The sequence below is a fragment of the Lacrimispora sp. genome (assembly GCF_046972725.1).
In the GTDB taxonomy this organism is placed as follows: domain Bacteria; phylum Bacillota; class Clostridia; order Lachnospirales; family Lachnospiraceae; genus Lacrimispora.
On the sequence record NZ_JBKVXF010000007.1, the window covers coordinates 17,740 to 37,330 of the forward strand.

Sequence of the window (19,591 nt, forward strand, 5' to 3'; positions counted from 1 at the left end):
TTGAAATGGTGCTTCAATCATTTCGAGGATTATTTTTTACCCTATTTTCAGAGTTGTTCAGATAAAAACTGCATCCATTCTAAGAGTTTTTGATGAATGGAATCTTTTTAACGATAGGACGTCTTGACCGCTTTTAACAGAACCCCCGGGTCCTTCACGTAAGGGGTGACGGGGCATATCTTTTTCTTCACTCCCATAAGGGAATAAACGGCTATCCTTGCGGCACGGACCGAATACTCTTCCGTAAATACCATGTCATCCGGAATCTCTACAAACTGGCTGACCATGGCAAAGTTCTCAGAACCTTCTGGGACCACCTTCGGCCGGTCCACCATTTTTCTTGGCTGAAACTGGGCATCAACGTACGGCATCATACATGGTATGACGTTGACCACATCTGCAAGAAGCTCCTCTTTTTTATCTTCCATATGAAGGTGATGGAGCAGCTCGGTAAGCATCTCCTCCCCGGTACAGTCTTTCATGGGCTTTTTTACGTAGTTGCCTGGCTGGTCCGTATAAAGACCGTACCCCCAGAAGATGGTCTGATCCATGGGCTGATTGATGAAGTGAGGCTGGGCAGCTACTACGATACTCATCAGCCAGTTGGAATCCTTAAAGGTCATAAGAGCACCGCTTCCCGGTACATTGCCGGAAAAGTTTTCGATGAGTTTTAAAAGCTTATTGCCCCGGCTGGTTACGGTAAAACTTTCCCAGTTTGTTTCATGGACATCACCAAAGAACGGATAAGGATTCCCCAGTCCCTGTTTCTTTGCTGCCACGCGGCTCCATAGTTCCCCGGATATGGGTCTTAGGGCAGGAGCCGGAGCAGGCGTATGAAGATCGCCAAGAGTTGCACTGTCGGTCATACATGCATTGGTCATGATGCAGATGTCTCCAGCCCCTAATTCTACCGTTCTTTCCACACCGTGATCCTTCAAATGAAGCACCTTTGCGACGATTCCGTCTCCATCGGCAAAATCAATATCTTTTACCGTACAGTTTTCCGCAAAAATAACCCCTTGTTTCCTCAAATACAGTTCCAGAGGACGAATCACACTGTCGTACTGATTGAGAGGGGTCCTTGTAACTCCTTCCAGAGTATCGATTCGTGAAAATTCCAAAATCATGCGGCGCATATAGCGTCGGAATTCAAAGAGGCTGCTCCACTTCTGAAAGGCAAAGGTTGTCTGCCACATATACCAGAAATTGGTTGTAAAGAAATGGGGCATATCGGCAAACCACTCTTCAATGGTCATATCATCAAGCTTTTCTTCCGCTGTGTTCATAAGCTTTAACAGGGCCATCCGCTCTTTCTGGGTAAATCCCATGCTTTTTACATCCAGAATCTTTCCGTCTTTATCGATCAGTCTGGCTTTTGCATGGGTCGGATGGGCATGGTCAAAATTAAGGATTTCTTCGGTCACGCTTCGTCCCGGATTCCCAATGGATGGAATAGAACGGAACAATTCCCAGAAGTTTTCGTATGTTTCTTCATTTAACATACGTCCTCCCCGGCACACAAATCCTTTTTCAGGAGTTCCGATTCCATCATTGCTTCCGCCTAAGATGTGCATACCTTCAAATATAGTGATCTGCTCACCGGCCATGCCGCAGTCTCTGATTAAGTATGCGGCGCCGGCCATGCTTCCAAGACCGCCTCCCACAAAATACGCCTTTTTGTTCTTCACATCCAGGCATTCACCATCTGCCGCTACAGGAACATCTTTCTTATTCTCTTTTTTTGTGCGGCAATAGTCATAGGTCTTTTTTGCGGCAATTCCTGCGGCTGCAGCGGCTGCTCCCCATGCAAGCATTTTTCCAATACCATTTTTTCTCCTCATAAGCAACACTCCATTCTCTAAAATAAACAACATGATAAGATTATATTATCATACTTCAAATGATCAGTCACCATACATAGCTTATCCGTTATTTATCTCTTAAATCTGTAAAAGAGTTGCTTAAAGCCGCAAATTGCTCCAGAGTCAACGTTTCCCCCCGTACTGACGGAGAAAGGCCCAGGCTTTCAATGGCTTCTATGATCTGTTCCCTGGAAAAATCAACTTCCGGAGAATTATTTAATCCATTCTGCAGGGTTTTTCTTCTCTGGTTAAAGGAGGCCCGGATCAGCCGGAACATAAGGTCCGGTTCTTTTACTTCTACCGGTGAGGTCTTATGCCTTGTGAGGCGGATCACCGCCGAACCCACCCCGGGACGGGGCATAAAGCAGTTGGGCGGAACGTTTGCCACGATGTAAGGCTCTGCATAATACTGAACCGCCAGGGACAAGGCTCCGTAATCCTTGGAGCCGGGTCCTACCTGCATCCGGTCTGCCACCTCCTTTTGTACCATGACAGTAATATTATCGATGGGAACCATGCCTTCAAACAGGCCCATGATAATGGGGGTAGTAATATAATAGGGAAGATTTGCCACCACCTTAATGGGGCGCCCTTCGTTGTATTCATTAATGATCTGATTCACATCAACCTTTAAAATATCACCGTGGATCACCGTTACATTGTCATAATCTGCAAGGGTCTCATTCAGAATAGGAATTAAGTTAGAATCAATCTCCACAGCAACCACATGGCGGGCGCTCTCAGCCAGATACTGGGTCATGGTTCCGATTCCCGGACCGATCTCCAGGACGCAGTCCTCTTTTGTTACCCCTGCTGCTGCAATGATTTTGTCCAGTACATGAGTATCGATTAAAAAATTCTGCCCGAACTTTTTCTGGAATGCAAATTCATACTTTTGAATAATCTCTATGGTTTTTTGGGGATTTCCCAGTGTCGGCATGCTTGTCCTCCATTTTCTCGTTCCTGTTACTTAAGCCTGTACAGCTTTCTGGCATTTTGACTGGTTATTTTAATAATCTCTTCTTCCGGAATCCCCTTGATGGCGCTGATTTCCTGCACCACATAAGGCAGGTTCAAGGAGGAGTTTCTCTTTCCCCGGTTGGGAACGGGCGCAAGGTAGGGGCAGTCGGTTTCTAATACCAGCTGTTCCATTGGCATGTACTCCACAACTTCTTTCAGCTTTTTGGCATTCTTAAAGGTAAGCACTCCGCCGATTCCAAGATAAAAGCCCATGTTTAAATATTCTCTGGCCATTTCTTTTCCATAGGAAAAGCAGTGGATAACGCCTCCGATCTCTTCTGACTTTTCGGCTTTCATAATATCCAGAGTGTCTTTTGCCGCATCACGGCTGTGAATGATCACCGGAAGCTTCTCTTCTCTTGCCAGGGACAGCTGACGGATAAACCAGGTCTTCTGAACCTCACGGTCCGGCTCTTCCCAGTGATAATCAAGACCGATTTCGCCGATTGCAACTATTTTTTCATGAGAGGACTGTATCTTCAGCCAGTTTAATTTCTCTTCGTTCAGTTCTAAGACTTCATTGGGGTGGACGCCGATGGCTCCATAGACCTTGGGGTATTGGTCCACCAGTTTCAAAGTATTTTCAGAGGTCTTTATGCTGGCTCCCACATTGGTGACTGCTTCGATTCCCTGTTGAAAAAGGGACGCAAGCAATTCCTCTCTGTCTTCATCAAAAGCCTCATCATCATAATGGGTATGTGTATCAAAAATCATGGATATCTCCTATAAAATCATTCAATCAGCAGTTTATATAACAAATAGAGGAAAAGGAGGTGCGCAGGATAAAATCCGTAGAAAAAATATTTCATGCTCCTTTCCCCTCTTTTTCCATTGTACATCCGAATGGGGACCAGCGCCAGAACTGCCGCACCAAAACAGGCAAGACTTTCCAAAACAGCAATGGCTCCCGCAAATATGGTCTGCATCTTTTTGTTTTCCCGGAAAATATAAAACATCAGGATCATTACGATTCCAATAATATTATAATCACATTTCAGAAAAACAGACGCACCGCATCCGGCAACGATGGCAAATGACTGCTTTAAAGGGTCGCCGTACGCTTTTTTATAAACGGAAAGGACCCAAAGTCCCAAAAACAGTGTAAAAAATACATTCTGGTATTCCGGGTGAAACCATTCTCCGTACATAGCCAGGTCAAAGGGTATCTCGGAAACCAGTGCAAATATAAGCAGTCTGGCACCGTACCGTTTTACATTTCTTGTATGAAGAAAACCTTCTACCAGCAGAAAGCAGAAGATGGGAAATGATATTCTTCCTACGGTACGAAGAACCAGATCCACAATCACCCACAGGCCGGCCTGGTCCATTCCCTGTTGCTTCAGTATTCCATTTTCAATAATAACTGCACCTATGTGATCAATGAACATGGTTACAATTGCGATAATCTTTAACGTACTGCCAGTGATTCCTTCTCTCCGGGCACTTATTGTCTTCTGCATGGGATTCTCCTTTTCAAAATGATAGGCCGGATTTATAAAATCCGGCCTATCATAATTTTCTATCTCATATCTTCTGATACTCCCTTACATCAGCAGATCTCTGCTCCTGCCGGCATTGGTTTTTCCGGAATCATAAGGGATAAGTTGCCTTCTGCATCTTCTGCACATAAAAGCATGCCTTCAGACATGACGCCAGCCAGTTTTGCTGGTTTTAAGTTTACCACAACCATCACCTTTTTGCCAACCATTTCTTCCGGAGAGTAATGAGCCTTGATTCCGCTGACAATCTGCTTCACCTGACTTCCGATCCGTACCTGGGAACAGAGAAGTTTTTTAGATTTCGGCACCGCTTCACAGGCAATGATCTCTCCTACCTGGAACTGCAGCTTTGCAAAGTCATCGTATTCGATCTCTGGTTTTGCTTCGATGTCAATAACGTCTGCTTCTGTATCACCAGCTTCACCGGCATCAGACGAGGAGGCTGCATTCATGGCCTCCACCTTTTCCAGCACTTCTTTCATATCCATACGTGCAAATAAAATCTCAGGCTTTTCCGTTACCTTGTTACCGGACGGATAACGGCCAAAGACATCCATCTCAGATAATTCTCTCTTTGTGGTGCAAAGCTGTGCAAGTATCTTCTTTGAAGTCTCCGGCATAAAGGATTCAAGAAGAGAAGCTCCGATGGTAATGGCTTCTGTCAGGTTATAAAGAACTGTTTCCAGCCGGGCCTTTTTCGCCTCATCCTTTGCAAGCGTCCAGGGAGCAGTTTCATCAATATACTTATTACTTCTTCTGAATATGTTAAAGATGGCTGTTATGGCATCTGCAACACGAAGCTTATCCATCCTTTCCTGAACCTTCTTCACTTCTTCCAGAACTACGGCTTTTAAATCATCGTCAAAGGAATCGGTATCCTTTCCGTCAGTAACCACACCTCCAAAGTATTTATTAGACATGGAAATAGTACGGTTTACAAGATTTCCAAGGATATTGGCAAGGTCGGAATTCATGCGTTCTACCATTAGCTCCCAGGAAATCACACCGTCATTTTCAAACGGCATTTCATGAAGAACAAAGTAACGAACGGCATCTACGCCGAAGAAATCTACGAGAGTATCTGCGTAGAGAACATTTCCTTTTGATTTGCTCATCTTCCCATCTCCCTGTAACAGCCACGGATGTCCAAACACCTGCTTAGGAAGGGGCACATCCAATGCCATAAGGAATATTGGCCAGTAAATGGTATGGAAGCGGATGATGTCCTTTCCGATCAGGTGTAAGTTGGCCGGCCAGTATGTTGCAAACTGGCTGGTGCTGTTCCCGTCACAGTCATAGCCGATTCCTGTAATATAATTTGTCAAAGCGTCAAGCCATACGTAGGTCACATGCTTTGGGTCAAAGTCTACAGGAATTCCCCAGGTAAAGGTGGTTCTGGAAACACAAAGATCCTGAAGACCCGGAAGAAGGAAGTTGTTCATCATCTCATTTTTCCTGGAGACCGGCTGTATAAACTCCGGATTTTCGTTGATGTGTCTGATGAGCCGGTCTGCATATTTGCTCATACGGAAGAAATAAGCCTCTTCCTTTGCCGGCTTTACTTCACGGCCGCAGTCCGGGCACTTTCCATCTACTAACTGGGATTCGGTGAAAAAGGATTCACAGGGCGTACAGTATAAGCCTTCATAATATCCTTTATAGATATCGCCCTGGTCGTAAAGCCTTTTAAAAATTTTCTGAACCTGCTTTTCATGGTCTTCATCGGTCGTCCGCATAAATTTATCATAAGAGGTATTCATTAAATCCCAAATTTTTCTGATTTCACCGGCTGCCTGATCGACAAATGCCTTTGGAGTCAGTCCTGCTGCTTCCGCCTTTTCTTCAATTTTCTGGCCATGTTCATCGGTTCCGGTCTGGAAAAATACGTCATAGCCCTCCGCTCTTTTAAAGCGGGCGATGGCATCCGCCAATACTGCCTCATAGGTGTTGCCGATATGAGGCTTTCCTGATGCATAGGCAATGGCGGTGGTAATATAATAAGGTTTTTTGTTTATATCTTTGCTCATGTTCCTTCCTCCTTGTTTCTAAAATGAGATGTGATTGGAAATTTATTTTATTTCCCGAAAAAAGAAACCCCGTCTTAAAAATCCTTTCGGAAATTTAAAGACGGGGAAATATCCCGTGTTACCACTTTAATTTATCCATACCTTACAGTATGGACCTTACCGGCTGCATCTGAGACCGGGAATTCTAAAAAATTCCATAAGTCTGCGTAAACAGTCTGACACGATAACGGGTGTAACCGTCGAAGTTTCAATGCATTGGTTATGTCAATTCAACTCCGCTGCTCCAAGGCCATATTGGGAAATCAGGTCATGCTTCCTTTTCAGCTTCCGGAAGTCTCTGCTCATGACCGTATATTTCTTACTCTTCTTTTCTCCGCATTCTCACATAGATCAATTGTTAGTAACCCTAGTGTAATGGTTTACGGAGGGTTTGTCAAGCGGGGAAACCTTCTTATGCCTTGTTTTGTCATGACTTTTTTGATTTCATCATATAAATATTAATAGTGAATTACGGAGGAATCTTATATGACAAACAAATTTTTTAAATTGAGCCGTAGAATTCTTTCCATTTTTCTATCGGTTGCCCTGCTAAGTGCATGTACGCCGCCCCCAGGCACTCCCGCCACTCCTTCAAGCGCAGGATACGAACGCTACCGGGCCGATGATTTAACCATGCAGAAGGAATTCAATCTGTTTACAGATGATTTATTCCGAAAAGAAATAAGCAACTCCGGAATCAGTTTTCATTTCAGCATTGCAGATCCTGCTTCCCGTGGATTTGATACCGTTCCCCTGACCCTGGGTGACTTTTCCCTGGATAAAATGAAGAATAACTCTAAGGATCTACTGGAGTTAAAAAAGAAGCTTACCCGGTTCAATCCCAGAAAGCTTACCAGTGATCAAAGACTTACCTATCAGATACTATACTCCTACATAGAAACAGAGCTTAAATCCGAAGGTCTGGAACTATATGCCCAGCCTTTAACCTCCACCATTGGAATCCAGGCACAGCTTCCGGTTCTGTTTGCTGAATATGCCTTTTACAGCCGGGATGACGTGGATCATTACTTATCACTGCTTTCCACCATTGATGATTATTATGCGCAGATCATGGAGTTTGAAAGGAAGAAATCTGAAGCCGGCCTTTTCATGTCCGATTCTGCTGCCGACAGTGTATTAAAATCCTGTGAGGCATATTTGATTCAGCCGGACCACAATTTTCTGGCGGAAACATTTAACAGCCGGATCGACGGACTTACCGACTTAACGGCAGAAGAAAAAGCCAGCTATAAAGAAAAGAACCTTAAGGTTCTTGAAGAACATTTTATTCCTGCTTATAAGAATCTGATAGAAGGGATTACCTCTCTGATGGGAACAGGTAAAAATGACAAGGGCCTGTACTGGTATCCGGATGGGAAAAAATATTTTGAATATCTGGTCCATTCCAATACGGGAACTTCCTACGATACCATTCCAAATCTAAAAAAGGCAATTGAAAAGCAGATGACCTCCGATATCAAGGCCCTGGGACAGATCACCAAAGATCACCCTCAGACCCTGGATCAGTTGGACACCTATACCTTCCGTTACACGAAGCCGGAAGATATCCTGGAATCTTTAAAAACCCAGATTACAACAGACTTTCCAGAGCTTCCTCCCTGTAACTATACGGTTAAATATGTACCTGCCGCACTGGAATCTTCCCTTAGTCCAGCCTTTTATCTGGTTCCCCCGCTGGACCGGTATGAAGAGAATACCATTTATATCAACGGCAATCCACGCTTTCAAAATGATGACCTTTATACCACGCTGGCCCATGAAGGTTATCCGGGGCATCTTTATCAGAATGTATACTTTTTAAGCAAAAAGCCAAGTGATTTAAGAAGTATTCTTTCATTCTCCAGCTATTCGGAAGGCTGGGCCACATATGTGGAATTCTATTCCTATACACTGGATAACGGACTGGACCCGGAACTTGGAAAACTGCTTGCCCACAATACTGCTGTAACTCTCGGCATCTATGCATATCTGGATATCTGCATCAACTATGAGGGCTGGGATAAGGAGCAGACTGCAAAATATCTTGGCACCTTTTATAATGTGGAGAATACGGATATTGCGGATTCCATTTACAATAGCCTGGTGGCAAATCCCACCAACTATATGGAATACTATGTAGGATATTTAGAAATTATGGAAATGCGCAACACCGCCCAGAAGATCTTAAAGGATAAGTTTAACTTAAAGGATTTTCATACATTTTTGCTTGATATCGGACCCGCACCCTTCTCTGTCATTCAGCCGGAATTCCGCAACTGGCTGGCAAAAGAACTCAGAAAGGGCTGAAAGGAAAAACAGGCAGGAGCATCGTACCATGGCTCCTGCCTGTTTTATATCACTTAACCGATCTTTTTATAATCTTTTACATATTCCAGATAATCATTATCGCCCTGCTTAATGGTATCGCTGGTATAATTCTTTCCGTTCACAAGCACCTTTAACTTATCCAGTTCAAAATTCTCAATAAAGGTATTGCCAACTGCTGTCAGCATGATCAAATCTCCGGTAGAACCTTTGACAGGAGCCTTTGACAAATTCAGGGTACCTGTCCCATCCTTGGACTCATAGTTCAGTACCTTGGTCCCTTCTTCCAGAACGCCGTATTCCACCAGCTTATCCACCAACGCTTCTGCGGTCAGCTTGTCTACTGCATCCATAGCCTGATTCAAACCGCTGCCATCCTCGTTCTGACTATATATAGAGATGATCTCCATGGGTTCCACATTGGGGTCCGGAACCTTATCACTCGCACCTCCGGTAGAAGTCTCTACCTGCGGACCAGGTGAGGTCATCTCCACCTTAGGCTGTGTTGGTGTACACGCTGCCAGGGACATCATCATTATAACGCTCATTAACATCACGATGAACTTTCTCATAATTGCGCATTGCCTCCTTAAATTCTCTTAAAGGCTCCGAAACCACTGATTTAAACTGTTCAGAGCTTTGATCAAAACTTCTATCTCATCCTTACCTAATGCTTTTACAATGCTCTCTATCATCTCCTGATGAAATTTCGCATGGTGTTCATAGGCTTGTATCCCTTTTTCTGAAAGGGAGATATATACGACTCGCCGGTCCTCTTTTCCTCTCTGGCGGGTCACATACCCTTTCTTCACAAGACTGTTCATGGCTATGGTCAATGTACCAACCGTAACAGACAGCTCCCTGGCAATGGTCGACATATTTTTAGGTTCTCCGATGCCTATCGCTTCTATTACATGCATATCATTATTAGTTATATCTTTAAATTCCTGGGTAATGATCGCCTGTTGTTCAATATCCATAACATCCCGAAACAGTCTCACCAATACTTCGTTAAGAGTTCCGTAAGTATCCACGTTTATCCCTTTCATATCTTTATGACAATAAAAGCTTCTTCGTAATTATACATGATTATGTATTTCTAGACAACCACTTGAATTCTTATGAAATTCTTAAAATCAAGACGAAATAATCCCTTTTATACCAAAAAACGGCTTAAAAAGACGCTGGCAGCAATTCCTGCTGCTGTGGCAGCCAAAGCACCGGTTAAAGTATACCTGGTTTTTCTGATTTTTACTGTCCCAAAGTATACGCTCAGACAGTAAAACAGGGTCTCCGTACAGCTCATGATAACAGAAGTCAGCATTCCAATATAAGAGTCTGTTCCAAATTTCTTAAAAATGTCAAGAACCAGCCCGGTGGCTGCTGAGTTGGATACCAGCCGAATTAAAATTACGGGAACCACTGGAGCAGGAAGGAATAAAAAAGAGGCAGGTTTTGTTAATAATTCTGCAAGAAAATCCAAAAATCCGGAAGCCCGGAGCACTCCTACCGCAGTCATTAAACCAATGAGCGTAGGCAAAATTCCGGCCACCGTTTTCATTCCATCTTTGGCACCATTTATGAAATCATCAAAGACCGGCCTTTTTGAAAGGATGCCAAACCCTACAATATAAAAGATAACAAGCGGAACCAACGCCTCTGACAGAAACATTAAAAATGTCATTTTTTCACCCATTTTTTCTTGATTATTACAGTCTATTCCAATTCTTTACTTTTCATTCAAACGGTTTCAAGGTAAACTATAAGAGAATGCAAAAGAAATGGAAGGAGCCAAGAACATGAGTGTATTATTTTTACAATACCCACCCTGCAGTACCTGCAAAAATGCAAAAAAATGGCTGGAGGCCCACCAGGTGTCCTACCAGGCAAGAGATATCAAAGAAGAAAATCCCACCGCTCCGGAACTTATGGAATGGATCAAAAAAAGCGGACTTCCCGTTAAAAAGTTTTTTAATACCAGCGGTATCCTCTATAAGGAAAAGCATCTAAAAGACATCTTACCCGGAATGAGCGAAAAAGAGCAGATCGACCTTCTGGCAACAGATGGAATGCTTGTGAAACGGCCTCTGGTCATCGGAGAGGACTTTGTACTTGTGGGATTTAAGGAAGAGGAATGGCATAAGAAATTAACTCTTTAGGGAGTCATAAAAAAACGGCCTGCATGAGCATTTGAAATGATTTTACCCCAAGCAGCCGGATCCTAAGTCTAACTGCCTGGGGAACTTCAAAACTTCTCCTGTTTGCCGTTTTATACAGTATTATGTGCTGTCAGGGAATGCCAATGTTATAAGTCATATGATGCCCCTGGCACCTGCTATCATCCATTCTGTCATATACGGATTCCATGATATGGGACCGGGCTTTTTCAGCGGAAACACCAAGAATTGTAACTGACACCAGTATACAAACCATTATTACGATTATAAAGGGCTTGTGCAAATAATAAACGATTCTGCGGCAATTGTTTAAACACTCCAGCTGCCTTCTGATAAGGAGCTTCGTATTACGGCGGCTTAATTCTTCCATGATTATCTGAAATTCTTCAGGCGGCGGAGAAGGCGGCTCAGGTGTTAATTCCGGGTGTTTCTGCATATAATCAAGAAGATAGGCTTCTAATTTTTCCCTGGAAACATCGTTTTCTTTTTTCCGTTTTAAAATGGAACATTTTTTAAAATTATTTCTTTCCTGCCCCACGTCTGCACCTCTTAAACACAAGTTATCCTTAAGTTCCCACACTCTTTGGGGTTGACTTTTTACCGTCAGCGTTTACTATTAATAGTATATCGAATTTGGGAGGCAATGCTTTATGAAAAAAATCATCTTAACCGGCGGCGGGACTGCCGGTCATGTTACCCCGAACCTTGCTCTGATTCCTTCTTTAAAAGAGCGGAATTACGCCATTCATTATATAGGTTCCTACCAGGGAATTGAGCGGAAATTAATAGAAGGAGCTGGAATTGCCTATATCGGCATCTCCTCAGGGAAATTCCGCCGGTACTTCGACTTTAAAAATTTTTCCGATCCCTTTCGTGTAATAAAAGGATATGGAGAAGCCTTAAAATTTATTAAAAAATATAAACCCGATGTAGTATTTTCAAAAGGTGGTTTTGTAGCTGTTCCTGTAGTATTGGCTGCCAGGCACTGCAAAGTACCTGTTATTATCCACGAATCCGATATGACTCCCGGACTGGCTAACAGGCTTTGTATTCCTTCGGCTGCCAAAGTATGCTGCAACTTCCCGGAGACCCTTTCCTATCTTCCAAAAGATAAAGCCGTTCTCACAGGTTCTCCCATTCGGAAAGAACTGTTAAAAGGAGATCGGTTAAAGGGAATAACCTATGCCCATCTGTCGGAAAACCGGCCGATAATTCTGATCATCGGTGGAAGCCTGGGGTCTGTAACCGTCAACAATGCGGTGAGAGCCATCCTTCCAAAGCTGCTAAAAAACTTCCAGATTATACATATCTGCGGGAAAGGCAATTTGGATGAAAGCCTGATCCATACAGAAGGATATGTACAATACGAATACGTTGACGAACCTTTAAAGCATCTGTTTGCCGCCGCTGATCTTATGATTTCCAGGGCCGGTGCCAACGCCATCTGTGAAATACTGGCCCTTCGAAAACCAAACATTCTAATACCGCTGTCTGCCGCTGCCAGCAGAGGAGACCAGATCCTAAATGCCAAATCCTTTGCAAGACAGGGATTCAGCTGTCTTTTGGAAGAAGAAAAGCTTACCGGAGATTCTCTGCTTCAGGCTGTCACTGAAACATTTAAAAACCGGAAAAGCTACATCTCCAATATGCAGCAAAGTGAGCAGCATAATGCCATTGATGCAATTATTGAAATGATAGAATCTCTTGCTCAGAAGTAATTCTATACATCAAAACTTGGACCCAGAATCTTCTTTAAGCAGACTCTTGTCCGGTAAATGCGGGAACGGCATACCGTTCCCGTGATCTTCAGCAGTTCACAAATCTCAGAAATCGTCAGCTGTTTTAAAAAATACAGAACAGCCACCTCTTTCCATTCTTCCCTCATGTTTGATATCTCCTCGGTTATCTTTAACAGAGCTTCCTCTTCAAGGATAACGTCAAGCGGGTCCGTAATGACATAGTTTGCCAGCAATGCAACCTCATTTGCCGCATCCTCCTCATTAAGGCTGACTTTTTCATAATGACCGTTTTTACGGAGACAATCGATAGATTTTCTCTTGAGTATCTTAATCAGCATGCCTTTTTTACGTGTATCTGTCCAGGTCAACGAATAATTCTCAAAATACGCAATAAAAGTTTCCTGTACTACATCGTCTAATTCCATGTCTGGTACATGGAGTGTCTTTGCGATCCGTCGGAGCAGTCCCTGGTACTCTCCGTAAATGGATTGCAGCAACATATTTTCATCTTCATGTATGCTCATTGATTATGCCCCTCTGATTACAGGGCGCTCCTTATAGCGGCTCCTGTCTGTGCTAAGTCTTCCGGACTTTCTTTGCCCGATACCCATGAAACCATAACAGGACCCCCCTCATAACGAGGAATCAAATGTACGTGAAAATGAAAAACTGTCTGGCCTGCCTCTTTTCCATTATTCTGCACCACGTTAAATCCGGCACAGCCTAATGATGTTTTCATGGCGCCTCCTATTTTAGCTGCTAAGGGAAGAACCTTTGATGCGGTTTCCCCATCAAGCTCACAGATATCTTTGTAATGCTCTTTTGGAAGAATCAGGGCATGCCCTTTGGATGCCGGTCCCAAATCCATAATTACGCGAAATGTATCATCTTCGTAGATGGTCTCAGCAGGTATTTCGCCATTTGCAATTTTGCAGAAAATACAATCATCTTTTCTCACACGCTCACCTCCTTCCAGTTTATTTATCCCCATATATCCACATTGGTACGCTTCTTTGGTTTCCGATACAGGATAAGCCCCATAAAAATTCCAATTACAAGCCCTGCAATGTGAGCAGCATTATCTACACCTGTGCTGGAAAAACCAAAATACAGGGAACACACGATTACCACAACGAGCTGACGGGTACTTAGATCTTCCAACCGCCCACGGTTGACCGCTACCGCATACAAAAGTCCGCCGATCACACCAAAGATTGCACCAGAGGCACCTGCAGAAACGATTGTGCGGTATTCTCCAATATTAATTATCATAGACAATATATTTGCCCCCACACCGCAAAGCAGATAAAAGAAGAAATATTTCACGTGACCCAGAGCTCTTTCCAGATTGTCTCCCAGAATAAACAAAATGAGCATATTATTCATAATATGATTAATCCCAAAATGCATAAAAATAGAAGTGAGTAACCGGAAATACTCACCGCCTTCCAAAACATACGGCGCATACATTGCACCATGAGAAACCATAAATTCTGTGTTTTCAGTGGAGCCTGTCGTTTCTAAATATAGAAAATAGATGACATTTACAGCAATAAAACAGAAATTGACATATGCTTTTTTTCGCCTGTCCCAGTCTTCCATCACAGTTCTCCTTCTAAAATAATATGCTTATTTTAGCACAAACCGGTATATTATGTAAATATAAACGCGAAATTTGCAATAAAAATTTCATCTCCCTTTTTTAAAGCCACCGTCTCATTTGTTTCCAGAATCCGGCCATTTACAGATGTTCCATTGGTAGAATTCAAATCACTGAGCTGATATTCACCGTCTGTACAGTCAATTCTTGCATGTATTCTGCTAATGGTTTCACTCTCTATGACATAATCCACCAGCCCCTCCTGCTTGCCTATCAGATATGGAACGTAAGTGATGGAAGCATCCGGTATGTCTGAAGCCACCGACCGCAGATAACGGACTTCTTTGCCTTCCGGCGTATCCGTTAGTAAAACCGTCTGCATATAGTCCGGCTCCGCTTCCGGACGTAAAGCCAGATCTTTATCTTTATTTTCTTTAAGCTCTTTATATTCCTTAACCTCTTTATATTCCTTAAATTGTCTATGTTCTTTCGTTTCTTCTATGTCATTTTCTTCACTGAACATCATCTGCCAGTCATACCGTTCTTCTGGCTGACTTTGCCTCGCCGGCTCTGGACTATTTTTGCTATAAATGAAAAAAACAGCAATAGAAGAAAGTATTCCTGCTGCGAAAAGGACATACCAGTACTCATAAAATCCGGGGAATCCAAAAAACAACCACAATGCGGCCGCAGTACCGGCTATGGGTAACAGAAAAGCAATTGCTGCTTTAGCCACAGGAAATCCATGATTGCCGGAATTTAAACTGTCAGAACAATCAATACCTTTTTTCTTATCCTCCTGCAACGACTGTAAGAAAGGGGAGTCAGAAGCCTCCTTTGGAGTTCTTTCTTTCATTGGATCTGGTCCTTGTATGTCTTTTTCCTGTATGTCTGCTGATTTTCTGCCAATAATCTTCACAAGGTCATATATTCCGTAGTTGTCTTTTAAGCTCTCCTGATACAATCCATAAGCCATGACTACACATTCTTTATCCTGATGATTCACCTTTCCAAGAAGATAGCGCAAAAGGCCGGTCATCTCTTCCGGAAATGAACCCTTTCTTCCGGGAACGAGACATAGATAAACGTTAAAATACTCCGGTTCCACATAGATATATTCCGGTTCCAGAATAATCTGATTCTCATTCAGCAGATAGGGTTCCAATCTGCCAAGAGTCTGCGCAATGCCTCCGATTATTTTTTTCAGTTCCTCTTCTCCAAGGCTGTGACACTCCAACAGCCGGCTTAACGGCTGCTTTGAAGTTATCTCATAGTAATAGGACCTATGGTTATCCACCTGATTGGTGCGGAATTTCATTAGTCCTTCGATTCCATTTGCTTCCATCATGTGAACTTCAAAACCGTCATAGCCGCTTTCATCCGGGTCTATGATCAGATAGTTATGCTTCATTTCCCGTCTGTATGTAATCTTCATGTTATTCCTCCTGATCGGTCAGAGTCATCATCCTCAAAAAATTCTCCGGGTCAAACACCTTTTGTTCCAGGGAAAGCTTCCAACGTCCGCCTGCTGCCGATGCGTTTACCCTATTACCGGTTAAAGGATTTCCGGTAGTTTTCAGCTCAAATCCATATCTCTTCCAGGAAAATGGGGTTCCCGCCCTTTTTTCTGCCCAGGCAACGGCTTCTTCAGGCATTTCCGATTCATTGTGGCGAAGTCTTTGCACCGCTTCCTGAAGCGCCATGGCACCAACCGTCTGGTCCCTGATACGGTACGCTGCCTGAATAGAAAGCAGCAGTGCCCATAATACAATGGCCATAACAAACGCTGCTTCCACAGTAAAACTCCCGGAAACTCTTCTCTTCATAAGATCACCATTCCAATCCATACAGGAACCAGAAACGGCAGAAAAGGAACTGATCCCTTTCTTATATCTTTTCCTCTTATCCGGCAGCAGAAATAGATCCCGCTGCAAATGAATCCGCTAAAAAACACTCCGTAAATAAACAGGCTCAGATTCATAAAAGAGCTTAAGAAAAGTCCGCTGACCGCAAAAAAGTAACCATCTCCTGTACCGATAGCCCCATTGGTTATCCGGCTTAAAAACACAATTAAAATCCCTATCAAACAGCTTAATATCCGGTCATAGGAAATCTGTCCGTTTGCAAAACATAGAATTCCTCCTGCAATTGCAGCCGTTATGAACAGCCACACATGTATGGTCTTACTTTTCCAGTCCTGTAACGCTGCAAGAAAAAGAAAAATTCCGAATATTATCTTGGTTATACCTTCCGGCATGGCTTCACCTCCTAATGGGAACAATAAGAACAAGGTCCCAGATGTCTTACTTCCGATATGGTAACTGCTGAAACGTAAGATATGATAGAAGAACAGTTTTTATCCGTATGATATCGTTCCCCTGACGGCATAACGTAAACAGCACTGTCTTTTGCGGCTGTTTTTCCGCATCTGCTGCAGGGCTTATACTTCCCACCAGACAGATTACGCAGTTTTTCTACCCCGGCCAGTGTGGTCTGCTGCAAATGATTATATAGATAATGGCAGGTCCTTGACCGGTGATATCTTACACTTCCCTTTCCCACATAGACAATTTCCTCCGCTTCTCCATTCCTTATGCCCTTTCCGCCTTCCTTGCCAACCCATGCTCTGCGGCAGGATCTGGCCGTCATTGGAACACTTTGTAATCCAAAAGCGGAAAAAGGAAGTTTGACCCGGTAATTCATGATTAAATCAATGGTCTCCCCGTCCTGCAATACCGAGGACCTGTCAAAGGTAATATTCTCAACTCTTTTTAAGTCCACCTGGCCTTCTATCTTTTTTCTGACATAAAGCAGAATTCCCTGCTCCGTAAAACCGTTTAATAAAGATTCTGATAATCCATTTATTTTCCCTGCATCGATTTTTTCTCCCTGCTTTATCTGGTCCAGCACATAGGCGTACTGGCTCATCTCTTCTCCGGCGGACTCCAAAGCCGTCTGAATTTTTCTGCCCTGGTTCATAATCTCCATTGGCATCATTAACAGCACCATAAGAAATAAAAACAGGGGAAGTACCATGGCAGCTTCAACGGTCAAACTTGCTTTTGGCTGGGAACAAAAGGCAGATGATAATACCCTTTTTGCAAACAATCTGTTTATTTTTATGGGGATTTGTACCTGGAGAGTAACCGTTTTTTTGTTATATATTTTCTCAGATTCTTTGAAAAAGGGCATGATCATCTGCCTCCTTTCTTTAATAAGCCTTTTCCGTTCGGACCTCCATGGGATAAAAAGGAGCTATGCCACTGAAAAACAAATGCTTCGATTGTACATTTCCCCTTATTTCAGCCTGGTAAATACAGGTTTCCATACGAAAATCCGCTTGTTTTCTGCATATGTTCCATTGAATGACATCCATCAGACGATAGTTCTGAAGCTGCTGTTTTCCAAGAAACAGAAGCAGTTTTAAATATCCGGTATAATCGATTCCCTTATCCCCTTCCTTTCCTCCGCGGGCAGTTTCACTGCCTTCAAACTCCAGAAGGTTTGACAATGTCAAATTCCAGGTTTCCTTGGTCTTTAAAAAAACCACCTTTTTCCCTTCTAAAAGCATCCTCACATCTACAATGGATTCTCCCAATGCCCATACGCCCATAATGAAAAATGCCACAACTCCTGTCAGCGGAGCAACTCCTGCAGCACCTGTAATCAGGGCTGCCAAGGCTTTGGCTTCTTCCCTCTTCTGACTGTCAGACAGGATATGAATCAGATTCATCCCTTCTCTGATTCCTACAATATCCGTAATTACCTGTTTTAAATTATTCTCATCAGATTTTTTCCCAGACACCATGTACTCCATCTCATACTTAACATCTTTTTCTTCGTCTGACAAAAAACTGGTCAAAAAGCGGCTGCAATATTCTTCAAAGACAACCCGGTCCAACAGGCTTGCCGTTACTTTTCCATCCCCAGTCATGGACGCAGAAGGGAACGAATCTCCGCTTATCACTCCTTTTGATACCTCACTTCCTTCCGGCAGCACCAGAGTTAAAAGCCCCTTTTTTACAAAGTCCTCCACGCGTTCCAAGGTCTTTTGCTTTTCCGTGTCCTTGACTCCATTGGAACAGGACAATACAGGGATTTTGATTCTATTCCAGATATTCTCCACCGATCCCCATAATTCAGCGTAGTCCGGTTCATCCTCTTCATCATCGCTGTCGCCACCATCCCATTGATTAATAATCTCTTCCACTTCACCGGCCCGCTCTTTTGCCTGTTTGAGGAGCGGTTTTAACGGATCAAGCTTACCCGGAATCCCTTCAATTTCTCTTCTTCGTGCACCGTCCTGGTTTACATAAGATTCATAACTTCCGGTATCTTCATAGAGGTCCTGATACACCTCCGGACTGATATCATTTTTTAACGCCTCTTTCGTTTTATTGGTTTTATTCAGGCTTGTCTTTAACTGATCTGCCAGTCTGCCATAGGTCTTTACAAGATATGGGATCCGTTCCATTTCTTTCTCAAGTTTTCCGGCTTCTTCCTTGAATCCGCTTCCATCATAAGTTTCCAGCCGTTCTCCGGCTTTTTGCCAGTGAACTTTTTGCTTTTTCAAAGAGTCATTAATGTCCTCCAATGCCCGTTCCAGCCGGACTGCCTCTCTGGTGTGTCCGGAAAAGGACTCTGTCAGCTTTCCGACCGAGGAGGCTTCCTTTAAATTCTTAAGTAAGTCTGCTGCCCCTTTCGCATCAGGTATGTCCTGGAATATCCCAAATTTCATATAATCAAGGATCTCCTGATTCAAATGCTCTCCCCCGTCATCCGTAATGAAGACCTTTTGTATGGCATCTGCGGATTCCACCTCCATGGAATACCAGCCGGAGGTATCCATATAGGGTCCCATATATTCCTTCCAGACTGTTTGAAGTTCTTCTGTATCCCCTGATTCCAGAAGAAACAGCCGGTATTGGTTCCATACCTCCCTGTGATACTCACTGAAAACAGAATCCATGGCAGAATCGGCTGCCAGCTTTAAATAGCACCTGGCGCCAGCCGTCCGTGCGGACTCAATAAGTCCGCACATAAGACTGAAGATGCATAACAGCGCCAAGCTCAAAAATACTGTTATCTGTCCGCTTTTTCGCATCAGTACACCTCTTTCGACTGATTATCAATCTGTTTAAAAATAAGTTCAAGAAGTGCATTAATCCTGTCTTTAAAAATAATGACAAGACCAATCAAAACCACCAGAATCAAAACCACCTCAATGACTCCCACGCCATCTTCTTCTTTCATAAAATCCATAATCTGTGTCTTTAAAAATGTTCCCATTGTCTCACCTCCTT

21 protein-coding genes and 1 other annotated feature are annotated in these 19,591 nt (G+C 43.3%); of the genes, 3 read left to right on the top strand and 18 right to left on the bottom strand.

The genetic code is table 11. The features are described from left to right. Nucleotides 1–107: 107 nt before the first annotated feature. The 5 genes from ACLTWA_RS18275 to metG all read right to left on the bottom strand — a co-directional run bounded on the left by ACLTWA_RS18275 (nt 108) and on the right by metG (nt 6,408). On the bottom strand, nt 108–1,841 hold the full coding sequence (locus ACLTWA_RS18275) for an oleate hydratase (RefSeq protein WP_412329337.1): 1,734 nt from the start codon (nt 1,839–1,841) through the stop codon (nt 108–110). An 88-nt stretch (nt 1,842–1,929) separates the two neighbouring features. Further along, on the bottom strand, nt 1,930–2,802 hold the full coding sequence (gene rsmA, locus ACLTWA_RS18280; protein ID WP_412329338.1) for a 16S rRNA (adenine(1518)-N(6)/adenine(1519)-N(6))-dimethyltransferase RsmA: 873 nt from the start codon (nt 2,800–2,802) through the stop codon (nt 1,930–1,932). Nucleotides 2,803–2,828: 26 nt separating this feature from the next. Next, nucleotides 2,829–3,596: a TatD family hydrolase gene (locus tag ACLTWA_RS18285; protein WP_412329339.1), complete on the bottom strand. Its 768-nt coding sequence runs from the start codon at nt 3,594–3,596 to the stop codon at nt 2,829–2,831. Between the two features lie 17 nt (nt 3,597–3,613). Next, on the bottom strand, nt 3,614–4,342 hold the full coding sequence (locus tag ACLTWA_RS18290) for a TraX family protein (protein ID WP_412329340.1): 729 nt from the start codon (nt 4,340–4,342) through the stop codon (nt 3,614–3,616). Nucleotides 4,343–4,431: 89 nt separating this feature from the next. Continuing rightward, nucleotides 4,432–6,408 carry a methionine--tRNA ligase gene (metG, locus tag ACLTWA_RS18295; protein WP_412329341.1) on the bottom strand — a complete coding sequence of 659 codons (1,977 nt, stop codon included), beginning with the start codon at nt 6,406–6,408 and terminating at the stop codon, nt 4,432–4,434. A 93-nt stretch (nt 6,409–6,501) separates the two neighbouring features. Beyond that, nucleotides 6,502–6,791: a binding site (T-box leader), on the bottom strand. 142 nt (nt 6,792–6,933) lie between these two features. Here metG and ACLTWA_RS18300 point away from each other — a divergent pair. Then, complete coding sequence (locus tag ACLTWA_RS18300; protein ID WP_412329342.1) at nt 6,934–8,754, top strand: DUF885 domain-containing protein; 1,821 nt, start codon at nt 6,934–6,936, stop codon at nt 8,752–8,754. Between the two features lie 53 nt (nt 8,755–8,807). On the opposite strand, the gene ACLTWA_RS18305 is transcribed toward ACLTWA_RS18300, so the two are convergent. The 3 genes from ACLTWA_RS18305 to ACLTWA_RS18315 form a co-directional block, all read right to left on the bottom strand. Further along, nucleotides 8,808–9,344 carry a GerMN domain-containing protein gene (locus ACLTWA_RS18305; RefSeq protein ID WP_412329343.1) on the bottom strand — a complete coding sequence of 179 codons (537 nt, stop codon included), beginning with the start codon at nt 9,342–9,344 and terminating at the stop codon, nt 8,808–8,810. A gap of 27 nt (nt 9,345–9,371) precedes the next feature. Then, the gene (locus tag ACLTWA_RS18310) at nt 9,372–9,821 is read right to left on the bottom strand and encodes a MarR family winged helix-turn-helix transcriptional regulator (protein WP_412329344.1); all 450 of its coding nucleotides are present in this window, start codon (nt 9,819–9,821) and stop codon (nt 9,372–9,374) included. 107 nt (nt 9,822–9,928) lie between these two features. After that, nucleotides 9,929–10,456, bottom strand: a complete 528-nt coding sequence (locus ACLTWA_RS18315; protein ID WP_412329345.1) for a nucleoside recognition domain-containing protein — start codon at nt 10,454–10,456, stop codon at nt 9,929–9,931. Nucleotides 10,457–10,571: 115 nt separating this feature from the next. On the opposite strand from ACLTWA_RS18315, the gene ACLTWA_RS18320 reads away from it, so the two are divergent. Beyond that, the gene (locus tag ACLTWA_RS18320) at nt 10,572–10,931 is read left to right on the top strand and encodes an arsenate reductase family protein (RefSeq protein ID WP_412329346.1); all 360 of its coding nucleotides are present in this window, start codon (nt 10,572–10,574) and stop codon (nt 10,929–10,931) included. 130 nt (nt 10,932–11,061) lie between these two features. Here the strand turns inward: ACLTWA_RS18320 and ACLTWA_RS18325 are convergent, their stop codons facing one another. Then, on the bottom strand, nt 11,062–11,487 hold the full coding sequence (locus ACLTWA_RS18325) for a hypothetical protein (protein ID WP_412329347.1): 426 nt from the start codon (nt 11,485–11,487) through the stop codon (nt 11,062–11,064). Nucleotides 11,488–11,599: 112 nt separating this feature from the next. Here ACLTWA_RS18325 and ACLTWA_RS18330 point away from each other — a divergent pair, with 112 nt between their 5' ends. Continuing rightward, nucleotides 11,600–12,667 (top strand): undecaprenyldiphospho-muramoylpentapeptide beta-N-acetylglucosaminyltransferase, encoded by a 1,068-nt coding sequence (locus ACLTWA_RS18330; RefSeq protein WP_412329348.1) that lies wholly within the window; start codon nt 11,600–11,602, stop codon nt 12,665–12,667. Nucleotides 12,668–12,669: 2 nt separating this feature from the next. Here ACLTWA_RS18330 and ACLTWA_RS18335 read toward each other — a convergent pair whose 3' ends face one another. The 9 genes from ACLTWA_RS18335 to ACLTWA_RS18375 are packed head-to-tail and all read right to left on the bottom strand — an operon-like array spanning nt 12,670 to nt 19,577. Continuing rightward, nucleotides 12,670–13,212, bottom strand: coding sequence for an RNA polymerase sigma factor (locus ACLTWA_RS18335; RefSeq protein WP_412329349.1), 543 nt, complete (start codon nt 13,210–13,212; stop codon nt 12,670–12,672). Nucleotides 13,213–13,229: 17 nt separating this feature from the next. Beyond that, the gene (locus ACLTWA_RS18340; RefSeq protein ID WP_412329350.1) at nt 13,230–13,646 is read right to left on the bottom strand and encodes an HIT family protein; all 417 of its coding nucleotides are present in this window, start codon (nt 13,644–13,646) and stop codon (nt 13,230–13,232) included. A 23-nt stretch (nt 13,647–13,669) separates the two neighbouring features. Continuing rightward, entirely contained in the window at nt 13,670–14,290 is a 621-nt protein-coding gene (locus ACLTWA_RS18345; RefSeq protein ID WP_412329351.1) for a rhomboid family intramembrane serine protease, read from the bottom strand. A gap of 50 nt (nt 14,291–14,340) precedes the next feature. After that, nucleotides 14,341–15,723 (bottom strand): DUF6382 domain-containing protein, encoded by a 1,383-nt coding sequence (locus tag ACLTWA_RS18350; RefSeq protein WP_412329352.1) that lies wholly within the window; start codon nt 15,721–15,723, stop codon nt 14,341–14,343. A gap of 1 nt (nt 15,724) precedes the next feature. Beyond that, the gene (locus tag ACLTWA_RS18355) at nt 15,725–16,114 is read right to left on the bottom strand and encodes a TadE/TadG family type IV pilus assembly protein (RefSeq protein ID WP_412329353.1); all 390 of its coding nucleotides are present in this window, start codon (nt 16,112–16,114) and stop codon (nt 15,725–15,727) included. Continuing rightward, a complete protein-coding gene (locus ACLTWA_RS18360; protein WP_412329354.1) occupies nt 16,111–16,545 on the bottom strand; it encodes a prepilin peptidase in 435 nt (144 codons plus the stop codon). Before ACLTWA_RS18360 ends, ACLTWA_RS18355 begins: the two co-directional genes overlap by 4 nt. Before the next feature lie 11 nt (nt 16,546–16,556). Next, entirely contained in the window at nt 16,557–17,480 is a 924-nt protein-coding gene (locus ACLTWA_RS18365) for a hypothetical protein (protein ID WP_412329355.1), read from the bottom strand. Nucleotides 17,481–17,499: 19 nt separating this feature from the next. Further along, entirely contained in the window at nt 17,500–19,392 is a 1,893-nt protein-coding gene (locus tag ACLTWA_RS18370; RefSeq protein WP_412329356.1) for a DUF5702 domain-containing protein, read from the bottom strand. Then, nucleotides 19,392–19,577: a Flp1 family type IVb pilin gene (locus ACLTWA_RS18375; RefSeq protein WP_412329357.1), complete on the bottom strand. Its 186-nt coding sequence runs from the start codon at nt 19,575–19,577 to the stop codon at nt 19,392–19,394. The genes ACLTWA_RS18370 and ACLTWA_RS18375 overlap by 1 nt, the downstream gene beginning before the upstream one ends. Nucleotides 19,578–19,591 lie beyond the last annotated feature (14 nt).

Bases quoted from the DNA above. Each gene is read 5' to 3' on its own strand.
- ACLTWA_RS18335 (WP_412329349.1), bottom strand. From the start codon at position 13,212: ATGAGCATACATGAAGATGAAAATATGTTGCTGCAATCCATTTACGGA.
- ACLTWA_RS18315 (WP_412329345.1), bottom strand. From the start codon at position 10,456: ATGACATTTTTAATGTTTCTGTCAGAGGCGTTGGTTCCGCTTGTTATC.
- ACLTWA_RS18365 (WP_412329355.1), bottom strand. From the start codon at position 17,480: ATGCCCTTTTTCAAAGAATCTGAGAAAATATATAACAAAAAAACGGTT.
- ACLTWA_RS18285 (WP_412329339.1), bottom strand. From the start codon at position 3,596: ATGATTTTTGATACACATACCCATTATGATGATGAGGCTTTTGATGAA.
- ACLTWA_RS18290 (WP_412329340.1), bottom strand. From the start codon at position 4,342: ATGCAGAAGACAATAAGTGCCCGGAGAGAAGGAATCACTGGCAGTACG.
- ACLTWA_RS18310 (WP_412329344.1), bottom strand. From the start codon at position 9,821: ATGAAAGGGATAAACGTGGATACTTACGGAACTCTTAACGAAGTATTG.
- ACLTWA_RS18350 (WP_412329352.1), bottom strand. From the start codon at position 15,723: ATGAAGATTACATACAGACGGGAAATGAAGCATAACTATCTGATCATA.
- ACLTWA_RS18300 (WP_412329342.1), top strand. From the start codon at position 6,934: ATGACAAACAAATTTTTTAAATTGAGCCGTAGAATTCTTTCCATTTTT.
- ACLTWA_RS18345 (WP_412329351.1), bottom strand. From the start codon at position 14,290: ATGGAAGACTGGGACAGGCGAAAAAAAGCATATGTCAATTTCTGTTTT.
- ACLTWA_RS18275 (WP_412329337.1), bottom strand. From the start codon at position 1,841: ATGAGGAGAAAAAATGGTATTGGAAAAATGCTTGCATGGGGAGCAGCC.
- rsmA (WP_412329338.1), bottom strand. From the start codon at position 2,802: ATGCCGACACTGGGAAATCCCCAAAAAACCATAGAGATTATTCAAAAG.
- ACLTWA_RS18360 (WP_412329354.1), bottom strand. From the start codon at position 16,545: ATGCCGGAAGGTATAACCAAGATAATATTCGGAATTTTTCTTTTTCTT.
- ACLTWA_RS18375 (WP_412329357.1), bottom strand. From the start codon at position 19,577: ATGGGAACATTTTTAAAGACACAGATTATGGATTTTATGAAAGAAGAA.
- ACLTWA_RS18355 (WP_412329353.1), bottom strand. From the start codon at position 16,114: ATGAAGAGAAGAGTTTCCGGGAGTTTTACTGTGGAAGCAGCGTTTGTT.
- ACLTWA_RS18330 (WP_412329348.1), top strand. From the start codon at position 11,600: ATGAAAAAAATCATCTTAACCGGCGGCGGGACTGCCGGTCATGTTACC.
- ACLTWA_RS18305 (WP_412329343.1), bottom strand. From the start codon at position 9,344: ATGAGAAAGTTCATCGTGATGTTAATGAGCGTTATAATGATGATGTCC.
- ACLTWA_RS18320 (WP_412329346.1), top strand. From the start codon at position 10,572: ATGAGTGTATTATTTTTACAATACCCACCCTGCAGTACCTGCAAAAAT.
- ACLTWA_RS18370 (WP_412329356.1), bottom strand. From the start codon at position 19,392: ATGCGAAAAAGCGGACAGATAACAGTATTTTTGAGCTTGGCGCTGTTA.
- metG (WP_412329341.1), bottom strand. From the start codon at position 6,408: ATGAGCAAAGATATAAACAAAAAACCTTATTATATTACCACCGCCATT.